General features: G+C 73.8%; 14 protein-coding genes. 3 read left to right on the forward strand and 11 right to left on the reverse strand.

Annotation, left to right across the window (positions count from 1 at the left end; genetic code table 11):
• Nucleotides 1-129: 129 nt before the first annotated feature.
• The 3 genes from ACZ5WK_RS23285 to ACZ5WK_RS23295 form a co-directional block, all read right to left on the reverse strand.
• Nucleotides 130-774, reverse strand: a complete 645-nt coding sequence (locus tag ACZ5WK_RS23285) for an FMN-dependent NADH-azoreductase (RefSeq protein ID WP_465549636.1) — start codon at nucleotides 772-774, stop codon at nucleotides 130-132.
• 226 nt (nucleotides 775-1,000) lie between these two features.
• Nucleotides 1,001-1,378 carry a hypothetical protein gene (locus tag ACZ5WK_RS23290; RefSeq protein WP_465549638.1) on the reverse strand — a complete coding sequence of 126 codons (378 nt, stop codon included), beginning with the start codon at nucleotides 1,376-1,378 and terminating at the stop codon, nucleotides 1,001-1,003.
• A gap of 378 nt (nucleotides 1,379-1,756) precedes the next feature.
• Entirely contained in the window at nucleotides 1,757-2,692 is a 936-nt protein-coding gene (locus ACZ5WK_RS23295) for an NADP-dependent oxidoreductase (protein WP_465549815.1), read from the reverse strand.
• A gap of 80 nt (nucleotides 2,693-2,772) precedes the next feature.
• Here ACZ5WK_RS23295 and ACZ5WK_RS23300 point away from each other — a divergent pair, with 80 nt between their 5' ends.
• Nucleotides 2,773-3,729, forward strand: a complete 957-nt coding sequence (locus tag ACZ5WK_RS23300; protein WP_465549640.1) for a GlxA family transcriptional regulator — start codon at nucleotides 2,773-2,775, stop codon at nucleotides 3,727-3,729.
• 131 nt (nucleotides 3,730-3,860) lie between these two features.
• On the opposite strand, the gene ACZ5WK_RS23305 is transcribed toward ACZ5WK_RS23300, so the two are convergent.
• The 3 genes from ACZ5WK_RS23305 to ACZ5WK_RS23315 all read right to left on the reverse strand — a co-directional run bounded on the left by ACZ5WK_RS23305 (nucleotide 3,861) and on the right by ACZ5WK_RS23315 (nucleotide 7,089).
• Nucleotides 3,861-4,772 carry a glutaminase gene (locus tag ACZ5WK_RS23305; protein WP_465549817.1) on the reverse strand — a complete coding sequence of 304 codons (912 nt, stop codon included), beginning with the start codon at nucleotides 4,770-4,772 and terminating at the stop codon, nucleotides 3,861-3,863.
• A 160-nt stretch (nucleotides 4,773-4,932) separates the two neighbouring features.
• The gene (gene bla / locus ACZ5WK_RS23310) at nucleotides 4,933-5,853 is read right to left on the reverse strand and encodes a class A beta-lactamase (RefSeq protein ID WP_465549642.1); all 921 of its coding nucleotides are present in this window, start codon (nucleotides 5,851-5,853) and stop codon (nucleotides 4,933-4,935) included.
• A 321-nt stretch (nucleotides 5,854-6,174) separates the two neighbouring features.
• Nucleotides 6,175-7,089 (reverse strand): hypothetical protein, encoded by a 915-nt coding sequence (locus ACZ5WK_RS23315; protein ID WP_465549644.1) that lies wholly within the window; start codon nucleotides 7,087-7,089, stop codon nucleotides 6,175-6,177.
• 120 nt (nucleotides 7,090-7,209) lie between these two features.
• Between ACZ5WK_RS23315 and ACZ5WK_RS23320 the strand changes: the two genes are divergently transcribed.
• Complete coding sequence (locus ACZ5WK_RS23320; protein WP_465549646.1) at nucleotides 7,210-7,482, forward strand: hypothetical protein; 273 nt, start codon at nucleotides 7,210-7,212, stop codon at nucleotides 7,480-7,482.
• Between the two features lie 181 nt (nucleotides 7,483-7,663).
• On the opposite strand, the gene ACZ5WK_RS23325 is transcribed toward ACZ5WK_RS23320, so the two are convergent.
• The 4 genes from ACZ5WK_RS23325 to ACZ5WK_RS23340 all read right to left on the reverse strand — a co-directional run bounded on the left by ACZ5WK_RS23325 (nucleotide 7,664) and on the right by ACZ5WK_RS23340 (nucleotide 11,191).
• On the reverse strand, nucleotides 7,664-8,344 hold the full coding sequence (locus ACZ5WK_RS23325; protein WP_465549648.1) for a hypothetical protein: 681 nt from the start codon (nucleotides 8,342-8,344) through the stop codon (nucleotides 7,664-7,666).
• Between the two features lie 213 nt (nucleotides 8,345-8,557).
• The gene (locus tag ACZ5WK_RS23330) at nucleotides 8,558-9,409 is read right to left on the reverse strand and encodes an RNA polymerase sigma-70 factor (protein ID WP_465549650.1); all 852 of its coding nucleotides are present in this window, start codon (nucleotides 9,407-9,409) and stop codon (nucleotides 8,558-8,560) included.
• Nucleotides 9,406-9,966: a carboxymuconolactone decarboxylase family protein gene (locus ACZ5WK_RS23335; protein ID WP_465549652.1), complete on the reverse strand. Its 561-nt coding sequence runs from the start codon at nucleotides 9,964-9,966 to the stop codon at nucleotides 9,406-9,408. Before ACZ5WK_RS23335 ends, ACZ5WK_RS23330 begins: the two co-directional genes overlap by 4 nt.
• Before the next feature lie 289 nt (nucleotides 9,967-10,255).
• On the reverse strand, nucleotides 10,256-11,191 hold the full coding sequence (locus ACZ5WK_RS23340; protein ID WP_465549654.1) for a LysR family transcriptional regulator: 936 nt from the start codon (nucleotides 11,189-11,191) through the stop codon (nucleotides 10,256-10,258).
• A 133-nt stretch (nucleotides 11,192-11,324) separates the two neighbouring features.
• On the opposite strand from ACZ5WK_RS23340, the gene ACZ5WK_RS23345 reads away from it, so the two are divergent.
• On the forward strand, nucleotides 11,325-12,611 hold the full coding sequence (locus ACZ5WK_RS23345; RefSeq protein ID WP_465549656.1) for an MFS transporter: 1,287 nt from the start codon (nucleotides 11,325-11,327) through the stop codon (nucleotides 12,609-12,611).
• A gap of 119 nt (nucleotides 12,612-12,730) precedes the next feature.
• Here the strand turns inward: ACZ5WK_RS23345 and ACZ5WK_RS23350 are convergent, their stop codons facing one another.
• A complete protein-coding gene (locus ACZ5WK_RS23350) occupies nucleotides 12,731-14,008 on the reverse strand; it encodes a hypothetical protein (protein ID WP_465549658.1) in 1,278 nt (425 codons plus the stop codon).
• Nucleotides 14,009-14,245: the final 237 nt, after the last annotated feature.

Genomic DNA, 14,245 nt, shown 5'->3' on the forward strand with positions numbered 1-14,245 from the left:
GCCGGGCCGCCGCCCCGCCCAAACACCCGAGCCCCCAGCGGCGGCGCTCGGCTCGTGTGCGCCGCCCGTGCTCGACGCGTCCCGCGGGGCTGAGGCGCCCCGGCGGGTCACCCCTGCCGGGCCGCCCGGTCAGCGGGCCAGGCCCCCGAGGGTCTCGTACGCCGCCGCCAGGGACTTCTCGGCCAGCGGCCTGAGGGCGGCCATCTGCGGCACGACCGCAGCCATGGTCAGCTCGGCGTGCACGAAGCTCAGATCCTCCGCGAGGCCGATCGAGCCGAGGACGGCCCGCAGGTAGGGCTCCTGGTGGTCCCACCCCTCCCGGGGCGTGCCCGGCGCGTACGAGCCGCCGCGGGCCGAGACCACCACCACCGACTTCCCGGCCAGCGGCCCGGGGGCGCCACCGGGGGCCACCATGTGGGCCGGGGTGACGAGCCGGTCCAACCAGGCCTTGACCGTCGACGGGATCGAGTAGTTGTACATCGGCACGCCGATGACCAGTGCGGTCGCCTCACGCACCTCGGCGGTCAAGGCCTCGGTCAGAGCCCGCTCCTGCGGGGGCTCGCCGTGGTCGCCGCTCGGGTCGAGCAGGGCCTCGCGGACGGCGTGCGTGATGTGCGGGACCGGCTCGGCGGCCAGGTCACGGTAGGCGTAGCCGCCCTCCGGGTGGTGCCGGCGCCACTCCGCGGCGAAGTGGGCGGACAACTCCCGGGACGCGGACCCGGTCCGGCGGATGCTCGCGTCGAGGTGCAGGAGCGAAGGCAGCGGTGACGGCATGGCGGTGTCCTCGGGGTGCCGGCGGGATCGGATCGGAGCAGTACCGCCGACAGCGGCGGCGGCGTTCCGTGTGGACGACCGTAGAGATTGACGCCGACGTCAACGCAAGCCCGAGACGTCGACGCAAGCCCGGGACATCGGCCCTTGCCCGCGACGCCGGCCCGGGCCCGGGACGTCGACCCGAGCCCGGACCGGCGTCGTTCCGGGCCTCACCCGCCGACGGCCGCTACGCGCCGAAGCCCTCGATCACCGCCGGCAGGTCGGCGGAGAGGTCGAAGGGCTGCGGCACCGCGTCGAAGTCCGGCCACCACACCGCCGGGACGTCCGGCGCGAGTTCGCGCAGCACGGTGTGCAGGACGGTGAGCGGGGCCGACCAGGGCTCGCGGTCCTCGAAGGAGAACACCCGGCTCCGCAGGTGGTAGGAGAGCTCCGCCCACCGGCTCGGCTCCACCTCGACCCGGATCTCGGCCCAGTCCTCCGCGAAGTCGGCCACCGAGGCGTCCGGCCAGCGCGCCGTCAGTGACGCCTCCAGCTGTACGCGGGTGAACGACCAGGCGCCGCCGGCCTCCCGCGGGTCGGCGCGGACGTAAAAGCTGGATCCCACGGTCGGCTCTCCCTCGCTCCCGCCGCGCTGCGAGGAGCACGGCCCTGGCGGCTCGTCGCGAGCCATTTTCGTCGCGAGCCATTTTCGTCGGCCCCATTCTCGTCGGCGCCATTCTCGTTGGGCGCCCTCGGGACGCGGCACTCGGCGGCCCCTCGTACGGGTGGACTGCCGGCGGCACAGCCACCGCCGACGTCCGGCTCGGCATCGCCTCCGGGATGGGCCCGGAGACGCTCGACGGGACGGTGCAGGCCGACCTCCCCGGCGACCCGGCCCCGGCCGACAACACCTCGCACTTCGCCATCGCCGTGCAGTAGCCCCGGGGACGACGCGGCACGGCGGCCGTCCTGCCCGCGGCGGGCGGGACGGCCGCACCCGTGCCTACTCGGCGACGGTCAGCACGACCTTGCCGGTCACCCGGCCGGTGTCGCCCAGCTCGTGGCCCTTGGCGGCCTGGGCGAGCGGGAAGACGGCCTCGACCACGGCCCGCAGCCGGCCTTCGGTGACCAGGTCGGCGATCGCCTGCATGCCGGCCTGGTCGGCCTCCACCAGCAGCGGGTACGCCCGCACGCCCCGGGCGGCGGCCTGCTCGGCGAGGTCGGCGGGCATCGAGGAGATCGCGATCGTCACCAGCTGGCCGCCCGGCTTGAGGGTGACGAGGGAGCGGCTCACGGTCTCGCCGCCGAGGGTGTCGAAGACCAGGTCGACCGGGTCGATCGTGGTGAAGTCCTCCGTCCGGTAGTCGATCACCTCGTCCGCGCCCAGCTCGCGCAGCAGCGCGTGCTTGGGGGCGCTGGCCGTGCCGATCACGTACGCGCCGCGCGCCTTGGCGATCTGCACGGCGAAGTGGCCCACGCCGCCCGCCGCGGCGTGGATCAGGACCCGCTGGCCGGGCCGGACGTCGGCCGCGTCCGCCAGGACCTGCCAGGCGGTGAGGGCGGCCAGCGGAATCGCGCCGGCCTGGACGTGGTCGATCCCGGCCGGCTTGCGCACCATGGCACGGGCCGGCGCCACCACGTACTCGGCGAACGAGCCGACACCGTACGGGTAGGGCAGCATCCCGAAGACCTCGTCGCCGGGCCGGTGGATCGTGACTCCGGGGCCGGCGGCCTCGACCACGCCGGAGACGTCCCAGCCGAGCACCAGCGGGAAGGTGCCGAGGAAGCCGGTCAACCGGCGGTGCTTCCAGTCGGTCGGGTTCATGCCCGCCGCGTGGACGCGGACGAGCACCTCGGAGGGGCCGGGCACCGGGCGGGCGATCTCGACCTCACGCAGTACGTCGGTTCCGCCGAGGGTGTCCTGGGAAATGGCCTTCATCGTTGTCATGAATCAAGGATGTCCCGGGCCCGAACTGCGCGAATAGCGGCCCGGAGGTCACCATGTGCAAGGATTGGGCCATGCATCGCGTTGTCGTCCTGGCCCTCGACGGGGTCATCCCGTTCGAGCTGAGCCTCGCCTCCCGGCTCTTCGGGACCGCCACGGACTCCGACGGGCAGCGCCTCTACGAGGTGGTCACCTGCTCGCTGGACGGCCGGCCGGTCCGTACCGCCGCCGACTTCTCCATCACCGTCGAGCGCGACTGCTCCGTCCTGGCCGAGGCCGACACCGTGGTCGTGCCGGCGTCCGAGGAGTTCGCCGGAATCACCGACCGGCAGTCCTTGCCCCGCGGCGCCGCCGAGGCGCTGGCGCTGCTGCGCCCGGACACCCGGATCGCGGGCATCTGCATCGCCACCTTCCTGCTCGCCGCCGCCGGCCTGCTCGACGGGCGCGCCGCGGCCACCCACTGGCACCACGCCGACCACTTCCGGCGGCACTACCCCCAGGTCGACCTCGCCCCCGACGTCCTCTTCGTCGACACCGGGCGCATCCTGACCTCGGCCGGCGCGGCCGCCGGCATCGACCTGATCCTGCACCTGATCCGGGCCGACCACGGCAGCGCCACCGCCAACCAGGTCGCCCGGCGCTGCGTCGTCCCGCCGCAGCGCGAGGGCGGCCAGGCGCAGTACGTGGAGCGGCCGGTGCCGGCCGGCACCGACGCCGGGACCTCCGCCACCCGTGCCTGGGCACTCGACCGGCTCCACGAGCCGCTCCGCCTGGGCGACCTCGCCGACCACGCGGGAATGAGCCGGCGCACCTTCACCCGGCGGTTCCGGGCCGAGGTCGGGCTCAGCCCGGGGCAGTGGCTGACCCAGCAGCGCGTCGACCTGGCCCGGCACCTTCTGGAGACCAGCGACCTGACGGTCGACCGGATCGCCGAACGCGTCGGCTTCGGCACCGGCGCCTCCCTCCGGCAACACCTCCACACTGCGATCGGCGTCCCGCCGGGGGCGTACCGGCGGACCTTCCGGAGCTGACGCCGGACCCTCCTCCCTGCTCGGGCAGGCCGCGGGCCCGGGCGGCGTCAGAACACCGACCAGTCACGACGGGCGCCAGAGAACCGACCAGTCATGACGGGCGCCAGAGAACCGACCAGTCATGACGGGCGTCAGAACACCGACCAGCCCGTCGCCGTGGTGAGCGCGTCCAGGGCCGCGACGCCGAGCACCGAGTTCCCAGCGGCGTCCAGGCCCGGGCTCCAGACGCAGACCGTGCCCCGGCCCGGCAGCACCGCCAGCACGCCCCCGCCCACGCCGCTCTTGCCCGGCAGCCCCACCCGGTAGGCGAACTCCCCGGCCGCGTCGTACGTCCCGCAGGTGAGCAGCACGGCGTTGATCCGCTTGGCCTCGCTGCGCGACAGCAGCCGGGAGCCGTCGGCCCTTATGCCGTGGCGGGCGAGGAAGAGCCCGGCCAGGGCGAGGTCACGGCAGCTCGCCTCGACCGCGCAGTGCGCGTAGTAGTGCGCGAGGACGCTGTCCACCGGGTTGCGCAGGTTGCCGTAGCTGGCCATGAAGTGGGCCATGGCGGCGTTGCGGTGGCCGTGCTGGGCCTCGGAGGAGGCCACCGAGTCGTCCACCGCGACGGCCGGGTTGCCGGACTCCGCGCGCAGGAACTCGCGGACCGCACCCACCGCGTCGCCGGTCAGCTTCAGCAGCCGGTCCGTCACGACCAGCGCCCCCGCGTTGATGAACGGGTTGCGCGGGATCCCGTGCTCGGACTCCAGCTGCACCAGCGAGTTGAAGGGATTGCCGGAGGGCTCGCGGCCGACACCCGCCCAGAGGCCGTCGCCGCCCTCCGCCAGTGCCAGGGCGAGGGTGAAGAGCTTCGACACCGACTGGATCGAGAACGGGTGCTGCCAGTCCCCCGCCCCGTACACCTCGCCGTCCACGGTGGCGATCGCCATCCCGAAGGCCGTCGGGTCGGCCTTCGCGAGCGCCGGGATGTAGTCGGCGACCCGTCCGCGCTCCGGCGCCTGCCGGGCAGCCTCCATCGCGTCCTGCAACAACACCTGGTAGTCCACATCGTTCACGCCGCCATTGTGGTCCACCCCCGGTGGCCCGGGTCAAAGCCGGGTCCGGGCCGGCCGGGGGCACCGGCCCGGAGGGGGCGGCCGACCAGAGCACCGGCCCCGCTGTACCGGCCGGCCGCAGGTGAGCGCGGGCGTCAGCCGGGCACCGCCGTCAGGTGAGCGCCGGCGCGAGCAGCCGGGCCGTCCGCTCGACGAGCAGGTTGTCACTGGGACCGGCGGCCGCGTGGGTGGTGGTCAGCACCGCCAGCACGATCGGCGGCCCGGCCGGGGGCCAGACGACGCCCACGTCGTTCGCCACACCGTACGAACTCGCGGTGCCGGTCTTGTCCGCCAGCGTCCAGTCCTTCGGCAGACCGGCCCGGAACCGTGCGGTGTTGGTCGTGTTGGCCGTCAGCCAGCCGGTCAGGCGCGCACGGTCCCGGGGCGGGAGCACGTCTCCGACGAGGAGGCGCGCGTACGTCGACCCGATGGCGCGGGGGCTGGTGGTGTCGGTCGTGCGCCACGGCTCCGCCGAGTTGAGCCCGGGCTCCCAGCGGTCGAGCCGCGTCCGTCCGTCCCCGACCGAGCGGCAGAACCGGGTGACGGCCGTGGGGCCGCCCAGCTCACGGAGGAGGAGGTTGGCGGCGGCGTTGTCGCTCAGGCTGACCGCGGCCGCGCACAGCTCCTCGACGGTCATGCCGTTGGCGAGGTTCGCCTCCGTTCCCGTCTCCGGGCCGTAGCCCGAATCCGTCACGTCCTGCTCGGTGTAGCGGATCCGCTTGGCGAGGAACTCGCCGTCCCGGTCGAGGTCCCGCAGCACCGCCGCGACCGCGAGGGTCTTGAACACCGAGCACATCGGGAACAACTCGTCCGCGCGGTACAGCACCGTCGCCCCCGTGGCCGTGTTCCGGGCGAACACCCCGAGCCGGGCAGCGTGTTCACGCTCCAGCGCGGCCAGCTCGCGGGTGATCGCCCCGTTCGCCGGCGTTGCGGCGTGAGCCCGCCCGCCCGAAAGCAGGCCGCCGGCCAGAACTGCCCCGGCGCCGGCGGCCAGCACCGAGCGGCGGGACGGACGTGCCACGGTGGTCTCCATCGTCGTCTCCTTGTCTCCAACGGTCGCAACAATGATCAACACGCGCCGGGGGACGAAGAGGTTCCACGCCGGCCCGGCCTGCATACGAACGAGTGAGGCAGGCAGCCGGTCCGCCGACGCGAGACCGCGGGCGGACCGGCCGCCGGTCCGCCCCGGGTGCCCCGGCGCCGGCCCCGGCCGGTGCTGCCGTGGAGACGAGCGTGCCGTCCACCGAGGACACCGGCATGCCAGGGCCCGGCGGGTCCACCGGGACCACCGGGACCACCGGGACCACCGGGACCACCGGGCCCCCGGTCCACCGGCCCCCGGGGCGACGGACCGTCAGGCGCCGGTGCCGTGCAGACGGCGCAGGATCGCCATCAGCTCCTCCGGCGGGGCGATCGAGAACGAGCGGGTCGCGTCGTCGATGTGGGTCAGCGAGGTCACGGTGCCCTTGCGCCACCAGTAGAGCCGGGGCGAGAGCGGGCCCGGGTTGTCCTGGTGGGCACCGAGGCCGAAGGCGGCGAGGTCGTTGACCGCATCGACCGCCTGGCGGCCGGCCAGCGGGTGGAAGACCAGGTAGTGCCGGCTCGGCACGGTGAACAGCGCGCCGTCCTCGGGCAGGTCACGTCCGGTCACCGCACGGGCCACGTCATCCAGGACGAGGGCCTTGCTGGCGACGAACATCGACTCGCCGGACACGATGTGCAGGGCCGCGCCGCCCTGGCCCTGGGCCACGTCGTACTCGACCGGCTCCCGGACCAGGTTGGCGCGCCCGGCCGCGCGCAGCGCCTCCAGGCCCACCTCGGCCACCGACCGGTCGTCGAGCAGCCGCACCGCCTCCGGCAGGTCCAGCGCGAGCGCCTCCTGCAACCCGGGCGCGACGGGGCGCACATAGCTGAACGAGGGCGCAGCCTCCGGCGGGAAGGCGTCCTCGGGCAGCAGGCGCAGGTAGGCCGAGCGGAGGATCTGCTCGGAGCCCTGCGGGGTCGCCGCCTCGGCGCCGTCGAGGGCGCGGAAGTGGTGCTCCACCAGCCGGGGCCACTCGCGCGGATCGGCGCGCCGGCACAGCTCGGCGAGGTTGTGGAGGGCACGCGTGCCCTGCGGCGCGTGCACGGCGTCACCGGCGACGGTGATCCGCGGATCGCCGGCGTGGTGCCGGCGGACGAGGTCGCGCAGGTACTCGGCCTGGTCGGTCGTCAGGGCCGGGAGGTGCGGGTCGTGCTGGGGCGTGGCCTTGGAACGGAAGAACTTCATGTGACCCGACCCTATGTGCACCGTCCGACAGGCGGTGACCTGGGGCGGGTGTGTGCGTGAGGATGCGTCAGTCGCCCACCAGCGGGTGCGCTCCGCCGCCTCCGGCGTGAAGGTGGAGCAATGAGCATCGTCGTCCTACTCGAACCCGAGCTCGTCCGCGCCTCCACCATGGGTGACACCACGGAATTCGTCGAGCGCGTGCGCGCCGTACATGCGGCACCGGCCGACCCGTCCGCGCCCGGGGAGCCCGGGGACTTCACGTTCTGCGGTCTGGCCACCGGCCGGATGCGGAGGGACCCGTACCGGGCTGATCGACCCGGCGCGACCTGGTACCCACCCGCGTGGCAAGGGCAGGCCTGTCCGGCCTGCGACAGTGTCCTCCACATGTCCTGAGGTCACGCGCACCTCCTGCCGGTCCGGGCGTCCTGCCCGCCGTCGCCGCGCAGCGTGGACTCACCCAGGACGACGCCGACCCGGCCATCGACCGGTCCGGCGGCTGCCTCGACGTGACCGGGCGGCCGGCTGCGGCTCCGTCCAACCGGACTCCCCCGACGCGTCAGCGACGGGTCGGAGCTCAGATCGCGTCCCGGTCCGGCCGCGGGTAGCCGATCTCTGCGATGTCCTCGGCCAGGTCCGCGAGGGTGACCTCCGCGTTCAGTGAGGACACGAGCTTCTCGTTCAGCGGCCGCAGGGCGTACACGTCGCGTACCGCTCCCAGGTCCACGGGAACCTCGTAGTAGTCCTCGGCCCAGTGCTGGAACGCCTCCGGCGAGCGGTCGACCAGGAGCTCGAACAGGGCCGTCGCCCCGTCGGGGTCGGGGTGGCCGACAGGGAAGTCGATCACGCCGTGCTGCCACCGATCGTCCGTCGCCCCCCGCCACAGGCAAGCCGTCACAGCCGGCACGTCATCCTCGTCGGTGAACGCCGGCTCCTCGACGAAGGGCCCGAAGACCTCCGGGACATCGTCGATCACTCCCGGCCAGGGCTCGTCACCGTTGCCGTACGGGCTCATCGGCGCTTCGTGGTCGAAGCCGCGGACAAAGGCCCCGGCCGCCGAGAACACGATGGAGGACTCGTCCCCCGACCCGTTACGCATCGAGGCCATCTCCTCGCCCTCGGCCCAGCCGGCGTTGAAGGAGTAGTACCGGTCTTCCCAGTCCGGGCTCAGGATCGCATCGAGCATCGCCAGCGAGCGGCAGTGGTCCCGCAGGTCGGCGATGGAGGGGAGCCGGCGAGCCACGTCATAGACAGTCACCTGCTCATCCAACCGGATGCCACTGACACCCAGCCCCCAGCCCTTCCGCCAGCCCGCCCGCCAGCCAGCGTCACCGCCAGGAGCGACCCCCGGGCGCCAGGTGGGTCGATCACCGACAGCCGGCCGGGCAGGGAGGCGGGTGACCCGGACGGTGCGGTCGGCGCGGATCCCGTGCCCGTTCGGTCGTCGCCGCACAGCGTCCGTGGCGGTGGGTCAGGACAGGTGGCGGAGCTTGTCGGGGTTGCGGATGACCCGGATCTCGGTGATCCGGCCGTTCTCGACCTCCACGCAGGAGACGCTGTCCGGCCGTCCGGCCGTGGTGATCAGCAGGCCCGGCCGGCCGTTGACGTCGACGGCCACGAAGCGCGGGGCCTCCATCGGCTGCGCGAGCACGGCCGCGAGGAAGCGGGCCACGTTCTCGGCGCCGTGCAGCGGGCGCAGGGCCGCTCTGACCTTGCCGCCGCCGTCGTTCCAGGCGGTGACGTCGGGGGCGAGCAGTTCCAGCATGCGGTTCAGGTCGCCTCCGAGGCACGCGGCGAGAAACTCGTCGGTGACCCGGCGCGTCACCTCGGCCGGGGTCTCGTAGCGTGGCCGACGTGCCTGGACGTGCGCCTTGGCTCGGGAGCCGACCTGGCGCACCGAGGCCTCGGTGCGGTCGAGCGCCTCGGCGATCTCCCGATGCGAGAAGCCGAAGACCTCCTTGAGCACGAAGACGGCCCGCTCCAGCGGTGAGAGGCTCTCCAGAACCACCAGCATGGCGAGCGAGACCGACTCGGCCAACTCCACGTCCCCGGTGGCGTCCGGCACGGTGACCAGCGGTTCGGGCAGCCAGGGGCCGACGTACTTCTCGCGCCTGACGGCAGCCGAACTCAACCGGTTGAGCGCGAGGTTGGTGATCGTACGGGCCAGGTAGCCGCCCTGGTTGGCGACCGGGCCGGACACCTGGCTGCAGCGCAGCCAGGTGTCCTGGACCAGGTCCTCGGCGTCCGCGACGCTGCCGAGCATCCGGTAGGCGATGCCGAAGAGCATCGGTCGGTGCTGTTCGAAGGCGGCGATCTCGATCACGGACGCGACGGTACCGCACAAGCCTCGGAGAATCCCTGGCTGGTCAGGCCGAAGGCGCTGTTCATCCGGGAGCGCCAGTTCTCCAGGGCGACCATGGCGGTGAGTTCCACGAAGGCGGCCTCGCCCAGCTGTTGGAGCAGCGCCTCAGCGAGCCCGTCGGTGACGCGGGGCTCGGTCTCCGTCATCGCCTCGGCGTACTCCATGACCTGGAGTTCCAGCTCGGTGAAGGCCTCGCGGTGGTCGCGCCACTGCGGCACCTGGGAGACCTTGTCGAGCGGCAGGCCGAGTTCGCCGGCCTCCCACTGGCCGAAGTCCATGCACCAGGAGCAGTTGATCCGGGCCGCGGCGGCCATCACGGCGAGATGCCTCAGGGCCGGTTCCAGCGCGTTCCACTTGGCGACGGAGCGCTCCGTCTTGACGTACGTGAGCAGGACCTTCCGGTTGTGGCCGACCGCGAGCCCGGGGTCGAGCACCTTGCCGTACATCCGCCGGGAGTACCAGGCGCCGATGCGGTTCAGCAGCGTACGCGGCGGCGTGAGTGAGATGCGGGCGGTCATGTCGGGCCTCCAGGCTTCCGGACGGACGTCTCTGGAGGTAGGACAGGACAGCCGCCGAGGATGTGACACCGGCGTCCTGTCGCCGGGCGGTCTCGGCGGCGTCATCGGGTGGTCGCAGGCTGACAGGCCCCACGCTCCGGCCGGACACGGAGGTCACCGGTCCAGGTCACCGGTCCAGGTCACGGGCACCGAGGTCGGTCGGTCGCCGGTCACCGGTCACCGGTCAAGTGCCACCGGGCGCCGGTCACCCGGCCCGACCCGACCCGGATGGTCGCGGACGCGGCGTTGTTCAGCGTGGAACCACCCAGCCGGGCGTCCAGGTCCCGGCGGCGTCGTGGCCGGCCGTGGTGGCGGTGAGGTGGGTGCGCAGGGTGGTCAGCGCCGGGTGGGGGTTGTCGCGGTGCCAGAGGAGCGAGTGGGGGTAGACGGGCGTCGGGTCGGTCACCGGGATGCGGCGCAGGCCGTGGTCGGCGGGCCAGATGAGGCGGGTGTGCTCGCCCATGAAGGTGGCCAGGGCCGGGGTGTCGGCGATGGTGTCGAGGAGTGCGTCGGAGCCGAAGTTGGGGCCGGTCGCCTCGATGGTGAGGCCGAACTCGGCGACGAGGTCGTCGTAGTAGGCGGTCCACTCGGTACCGGGGACGATGCCGGGCATCCAGATCCGGTGCCCGGTGAGCTGGGCGAGGGTCACCGACCGGGCGCCCGCCAGCGCGTGGGCGGGGCCGGTGAGGAGTTGGAGCGGCTCGTCGAGCACCCGGACGGACTCGATGTCCTCGGGGAGGGGCCGGCCGGGTGCGGCGACGGCGCGGAAGGAGGCGTCGATCGCACCGGACCGGATGGCGGCGACGGCCGTCTCGATGTCGAACAGCATCACCACGTCGAGCTCGATGTCGGGGTACGCGCGGTGGAAACCGCGCATCAGGCCCGACTGCGCGCTGCGCGAGGTGATCACGTCGACGCGCAGCGCCCGGTGGCCGGTGCGTACGGACGCGGCCGCGCGCTCGGCGACGCGCAGCAGCTCGCGCGCGTGGGGCAGGAACGCCTGCCCGTCGATGGTGAGCTCGGCGCCGCGGGCCGTGCGGGTGAACAGTCGCACGCCGAGGTTGCGCTCCAGCGCGGCGATGCGCTTGGAGACGGCCTGCTGGGTGACCGCCAGCTCGGCGGCGGCCTCCTGGAACTGCCCCGCATCGGCGGCGGCGACGAAGGTCCGGACGGTGTCGAGGTCCATGCCGACACCCTACGGGTACAACCATGGGTTGTGACCGTCGGCCCTATGGTTGTTTGATCCCAGGGCACGGTGCTCGCTTTGATGCTTCCGATCGCGGATCGGTTGTGCGAGTGAGTGGCGAGGGGCGTCGGGCATGAGGAGCGGGGACGGGCCGGGACGTGCTCCCGGACATCGGCTGGGGCGGCAGTTCGGGTGGCTCTGGGGAGCCTACGGGACCAGCGCGCTCGGCACGTGGCTCGCCTTCGGCGCCCTCCCGCTGATCGCCGTCCGGGTGTTGCACTCCGGGCCGGCCGAGGTCGCCGCGCTCTCCTGCGTGGGGGCGGCGGTGGGCGCGGTCGTGGCGGTGCCGCTCGGCCCGTGGGTGGAGTTCCGCCGCAAGCGGCCGGTGCTGATCGCGACGGACCTGGTGCGCTTCGCGGCGCTGCTGACGATCCCCGCCGCGTTCGCCCTCGGCGTCCTCACCTTCCTCCAGCTCCTCCTGGTCTCGGTCGTCGTCGCGGCGGCCGACATCACCTTCCGTGCCGCCTCCGGGGCATATCTCAAGACGCTGCTGCCGGCCGAGGACCTGCTCGTCGCAAACGCCCGGTTCGAGTCCACGGCCTGGACGACCACCATCATCGGACCGCCGCTCGGCGGCGCCGCCATCGGATTCCTCGGCCCGGTGGCGACCGTGGCGGCCGACGCGGTCAGCTACCTGCTCTCCGCCCTGGGCATCCGCGCGACGGGCGGGCACGAGCCGCGGCCCGCGCGCCGGGAGGCCGCCCGCATGCGGCCCGGGGAGCTGCTCGACGGTTGGCGGTACATCCTCGCCGACGCAACGCTGCGCGCGCTGCTCCTCAACACCGCCCTGTTCAACGGCCTGGTGATGGCCACCGAGCCGCTGCTGGCCGTCCTGATGCTCGGCCCACTCGGATTCGCACCGTGGCAGTACGGCCTCGCCTTCGCCGCGCCCTCGATCGGCGGCCTGCTCGGCTCGCGGCTGGCCCGACCGCTCGCCACCCGGTTCGGGCAGCACCAGGTCCTGGTCGTGTTCGGCGCGGTGCGCGCCCTCTGGCCCGTCGGCCTGGCCTTCCTGGGGCCGGGCACCGCAGGACTGCTGCTGGTGACGGGCGTCGAGTTCGGGCTCATCTTCTGCTGCGCGGTCTTCAACCCCGTCCACGCCACCTACCGCCTCCAGCGCACCGCCACCGACCGGGTCACCCGCACGCTGTCCGCCTGGGCGGTGACGACCAAGGCCTCGACCGCGCTCCTGACGGCCCTCTGGGGCGTACTGGGCGCCCTGCTCGGCCCCCGCACGGCCATCGGGCTGGCCGGCGTACTCCTCCTTGCGACCCCCCTGCTGCTCCCCCGCCGCGCGGCGGTGCTCGTCTCCGGGCCGGAGCCCGAGGCGGAAGCGGAGCCGGCACCGAGCCGCGTCTGACGGGCCGGCTTCGCGGCCCCGGGCCAACGCCGGCCCGGATCCGGGTGGTCGCCGCCGCCACCGCCGCGGCGACCGCGCCGGGCGCGGATCCGGCGACCTCGGATGCGGCGGGGTGTGCGTCAGCCTGCCGGGCCGGCGTCGGCCCCTACCACCCCCGGTCGTCCGAAGTCGGCGCCCGGGCGGTGCCTCTCGCAGAGCCACCCGCCGGGGTAGAGGCGGGCCTCGGCGCCGCACCGCGTCGTGCCCGCCGAGCAGACGCCCGGGCGCAGCGGGGCCACGGGCGGCCGCTCGGGGCGCACCGGCGCGGGCACGGCGGTCGGCGGCACCGCGGTGAGCGGCACGGCGGTCGGCGCCGGCCTGAGGGGCTCGCCCGTGTCGCGTGGCGGGCGGGCGTCGTACCGGCGGTGCCGGCGCTCGGCCCGGTCCAGGACGCACTGCACGCCGCGCCGCCCGCGCGGGGCGGCGTGCGGCGGGTGGGAGCCCGTCGCACGTCCGGCGTCAGGGTCGTCAGGGCCGGCAGCGTGGTCGGCGAGGACGCCGCCGTTGGCGAGGAAGGTGTCCCGGTCGGTGGCGGAGGCCCAGAAGCGGTGCAGCCCGCGGCCGGTCCTGAGGGTGAGCGGGACGTAGGCGCCGCGGGCGATGTCCCGGACGAGGTCGTCGAACTGGCGGCCCCTCGGGTCCCAACGGGGGTGGTGGTGCCTGCAGTTGCCGCTCCCCCGGGGCGGGCAGGACGCCGAGGTACGGTCGCACCGTTCCAGTGTGAGGGCGCGGACGCCGCCGCGGACGAGGAGGTCGCGGCTGTCGCGGATCGCGGCGGCGGGGAGGTTGTCGGTGCGTGTCCAGTGGACGGCGTCGATCAGCGGGGCACCGGCGTCGACCGTGTGCCAGACGGCGGTGATCCCGGCCGCGCGGGCGGCTGCGTCGCGTTCGCGGGCCGTTCCGGCGGCGAGGTAGGAGAGTTGGGGCCGGAACCCGTACCGGCGACCGCCCGCACCGGTGACCAGCACCTCGGGCCGGCGCCTGCCCGGTCCGCCGGCCGCCGCGACCTCGACCCGGTGGCCGTCGGCCTCCGCGGCCCGCACGTACCGCTCCCGGTACGCCTGGTGCGCGTCGCTCTCGAAGCAGTGGTGGCGGCGGACCGGATTGTGGTGGGCGGCGATCCGGAGCCCGCCGCGTTCGTAGACGTACATCCATTCGGGCCGGTCCGGCCGGTTCTCCAGGCAGTCCGGGCAGTACAGGCCGCGCTGTTCGACGGGCCTGCGGTCGGCGAGCAGCTGCTGCCACAGGCCGGGATGTGCGGGGTGTCCGAGGTCGTCACGGTCGAGGTCGAGAACCGCGCCGATGCGGGAGCAGAACACCGGGTTTCGTTGGGGGAGTTCACCGTCGAAATTGTCCATGGCATCTCATTTCTGCCATCAACCACCGAGGTAACGGGCCTGGCCTACGGGCTCCCAATGCCCCGTCGGCCAGGAAAACCAACGTGCCGACCGCCGTAATCCTTCCGGGTTCCCCCCACCTGCCGGGGATTGTCCGGAAACCGACCCGCGGCCGGACGCAGCGGAAACTCCCGCCCCATCAGCAGCACGGAATGGCTTTCCCGCGCCGCCGGCGAAATGAATCGCGACGGACGCCCA

This window comes from Kitasatospora sp. NPDC032757 (assembly GCF_055579305.1).

What these genes read in the sequence shown, in the direction of transcription:
- ACZ5WK_RS23285 (WP_465549636.1), bottom strand. Translation starts at nt 774, where the DNA reads ATGCCGTCACCGCTGCCTTCGCTCCTGCACCTCGACGCGAGCATCCGC.
- ACZ5WK_RS23295 (WP_465549815.1), bottom strand. Translation starts at nt 2,692, where the DNA reads ATGAAGGCCATTTCCCAGGACACCCTCGGCGGAACCGACGTACTGCGT.
- ACZ5WK_RS23300 (WP_465549640.1), top strand. Translation starts at nt 2,773, where the DNA reads ATGCATCGCGTTGTCGTCCTGGCCCTCGACGGGGTCATCCCGTTCGAG.
- bla (WP_465549642.1), bottom strand. Translation starts at nt 5,853, where the DNA reads ATGGAGACCACCGTGGCACGTCCGTCCCGCCGCTCGGTGCTGGCCGCC.
- ACZ5WK_RS23315 (WP_465549644.1), bottom strand. Translation starts at nt 7,089, where the DNA reads ATGAAGTTCTTCCGTTCCAAGGCCACGCCCCAGCACGACCCGCACCTC.
- ACZ5WK_RS23320 (WP_465549646.1), top strand. Translation starts at nt 7,210, where the DNA reads ATGAGCATCGTCGTCCTACTCGAACCCGAGCTCGTCCGCGCCTCCACC.
- ACZ5WK_RS23335 (WP_465549652.1), bottom strand. Translation starts at nt 9,966, where the DNA reads ATGACCGCCCGCATCTCACTCACGCCGCCGCGTACGCTGCTGAACCGC.
- ACZ5WK_RS23340 (WP_465549654.1), bottom strand. Translation starts at nt 11,191, where the DNA reads ATGGACCTCGACACCGTCCGGACCTTCGTCGCCGCCGCCGATGCGGGG.
- ACZ5WK_RS23345 (WP_465549656.1), top strand. Translation starts at nt 11,325, where the DNA reads ATGAGGAGCGGGGACGGGCCGGGACGTGCTCCCGGACATCGGCTGGGG.
- ACZ5WK_RS23350 (WP_465549658.1), bottom strand. Translation starts at nt 14,008, where the DNA reads ATGGACAATTTCGACGGTGAACTCCCCCAACGAAACCCGGTGTTCTGC.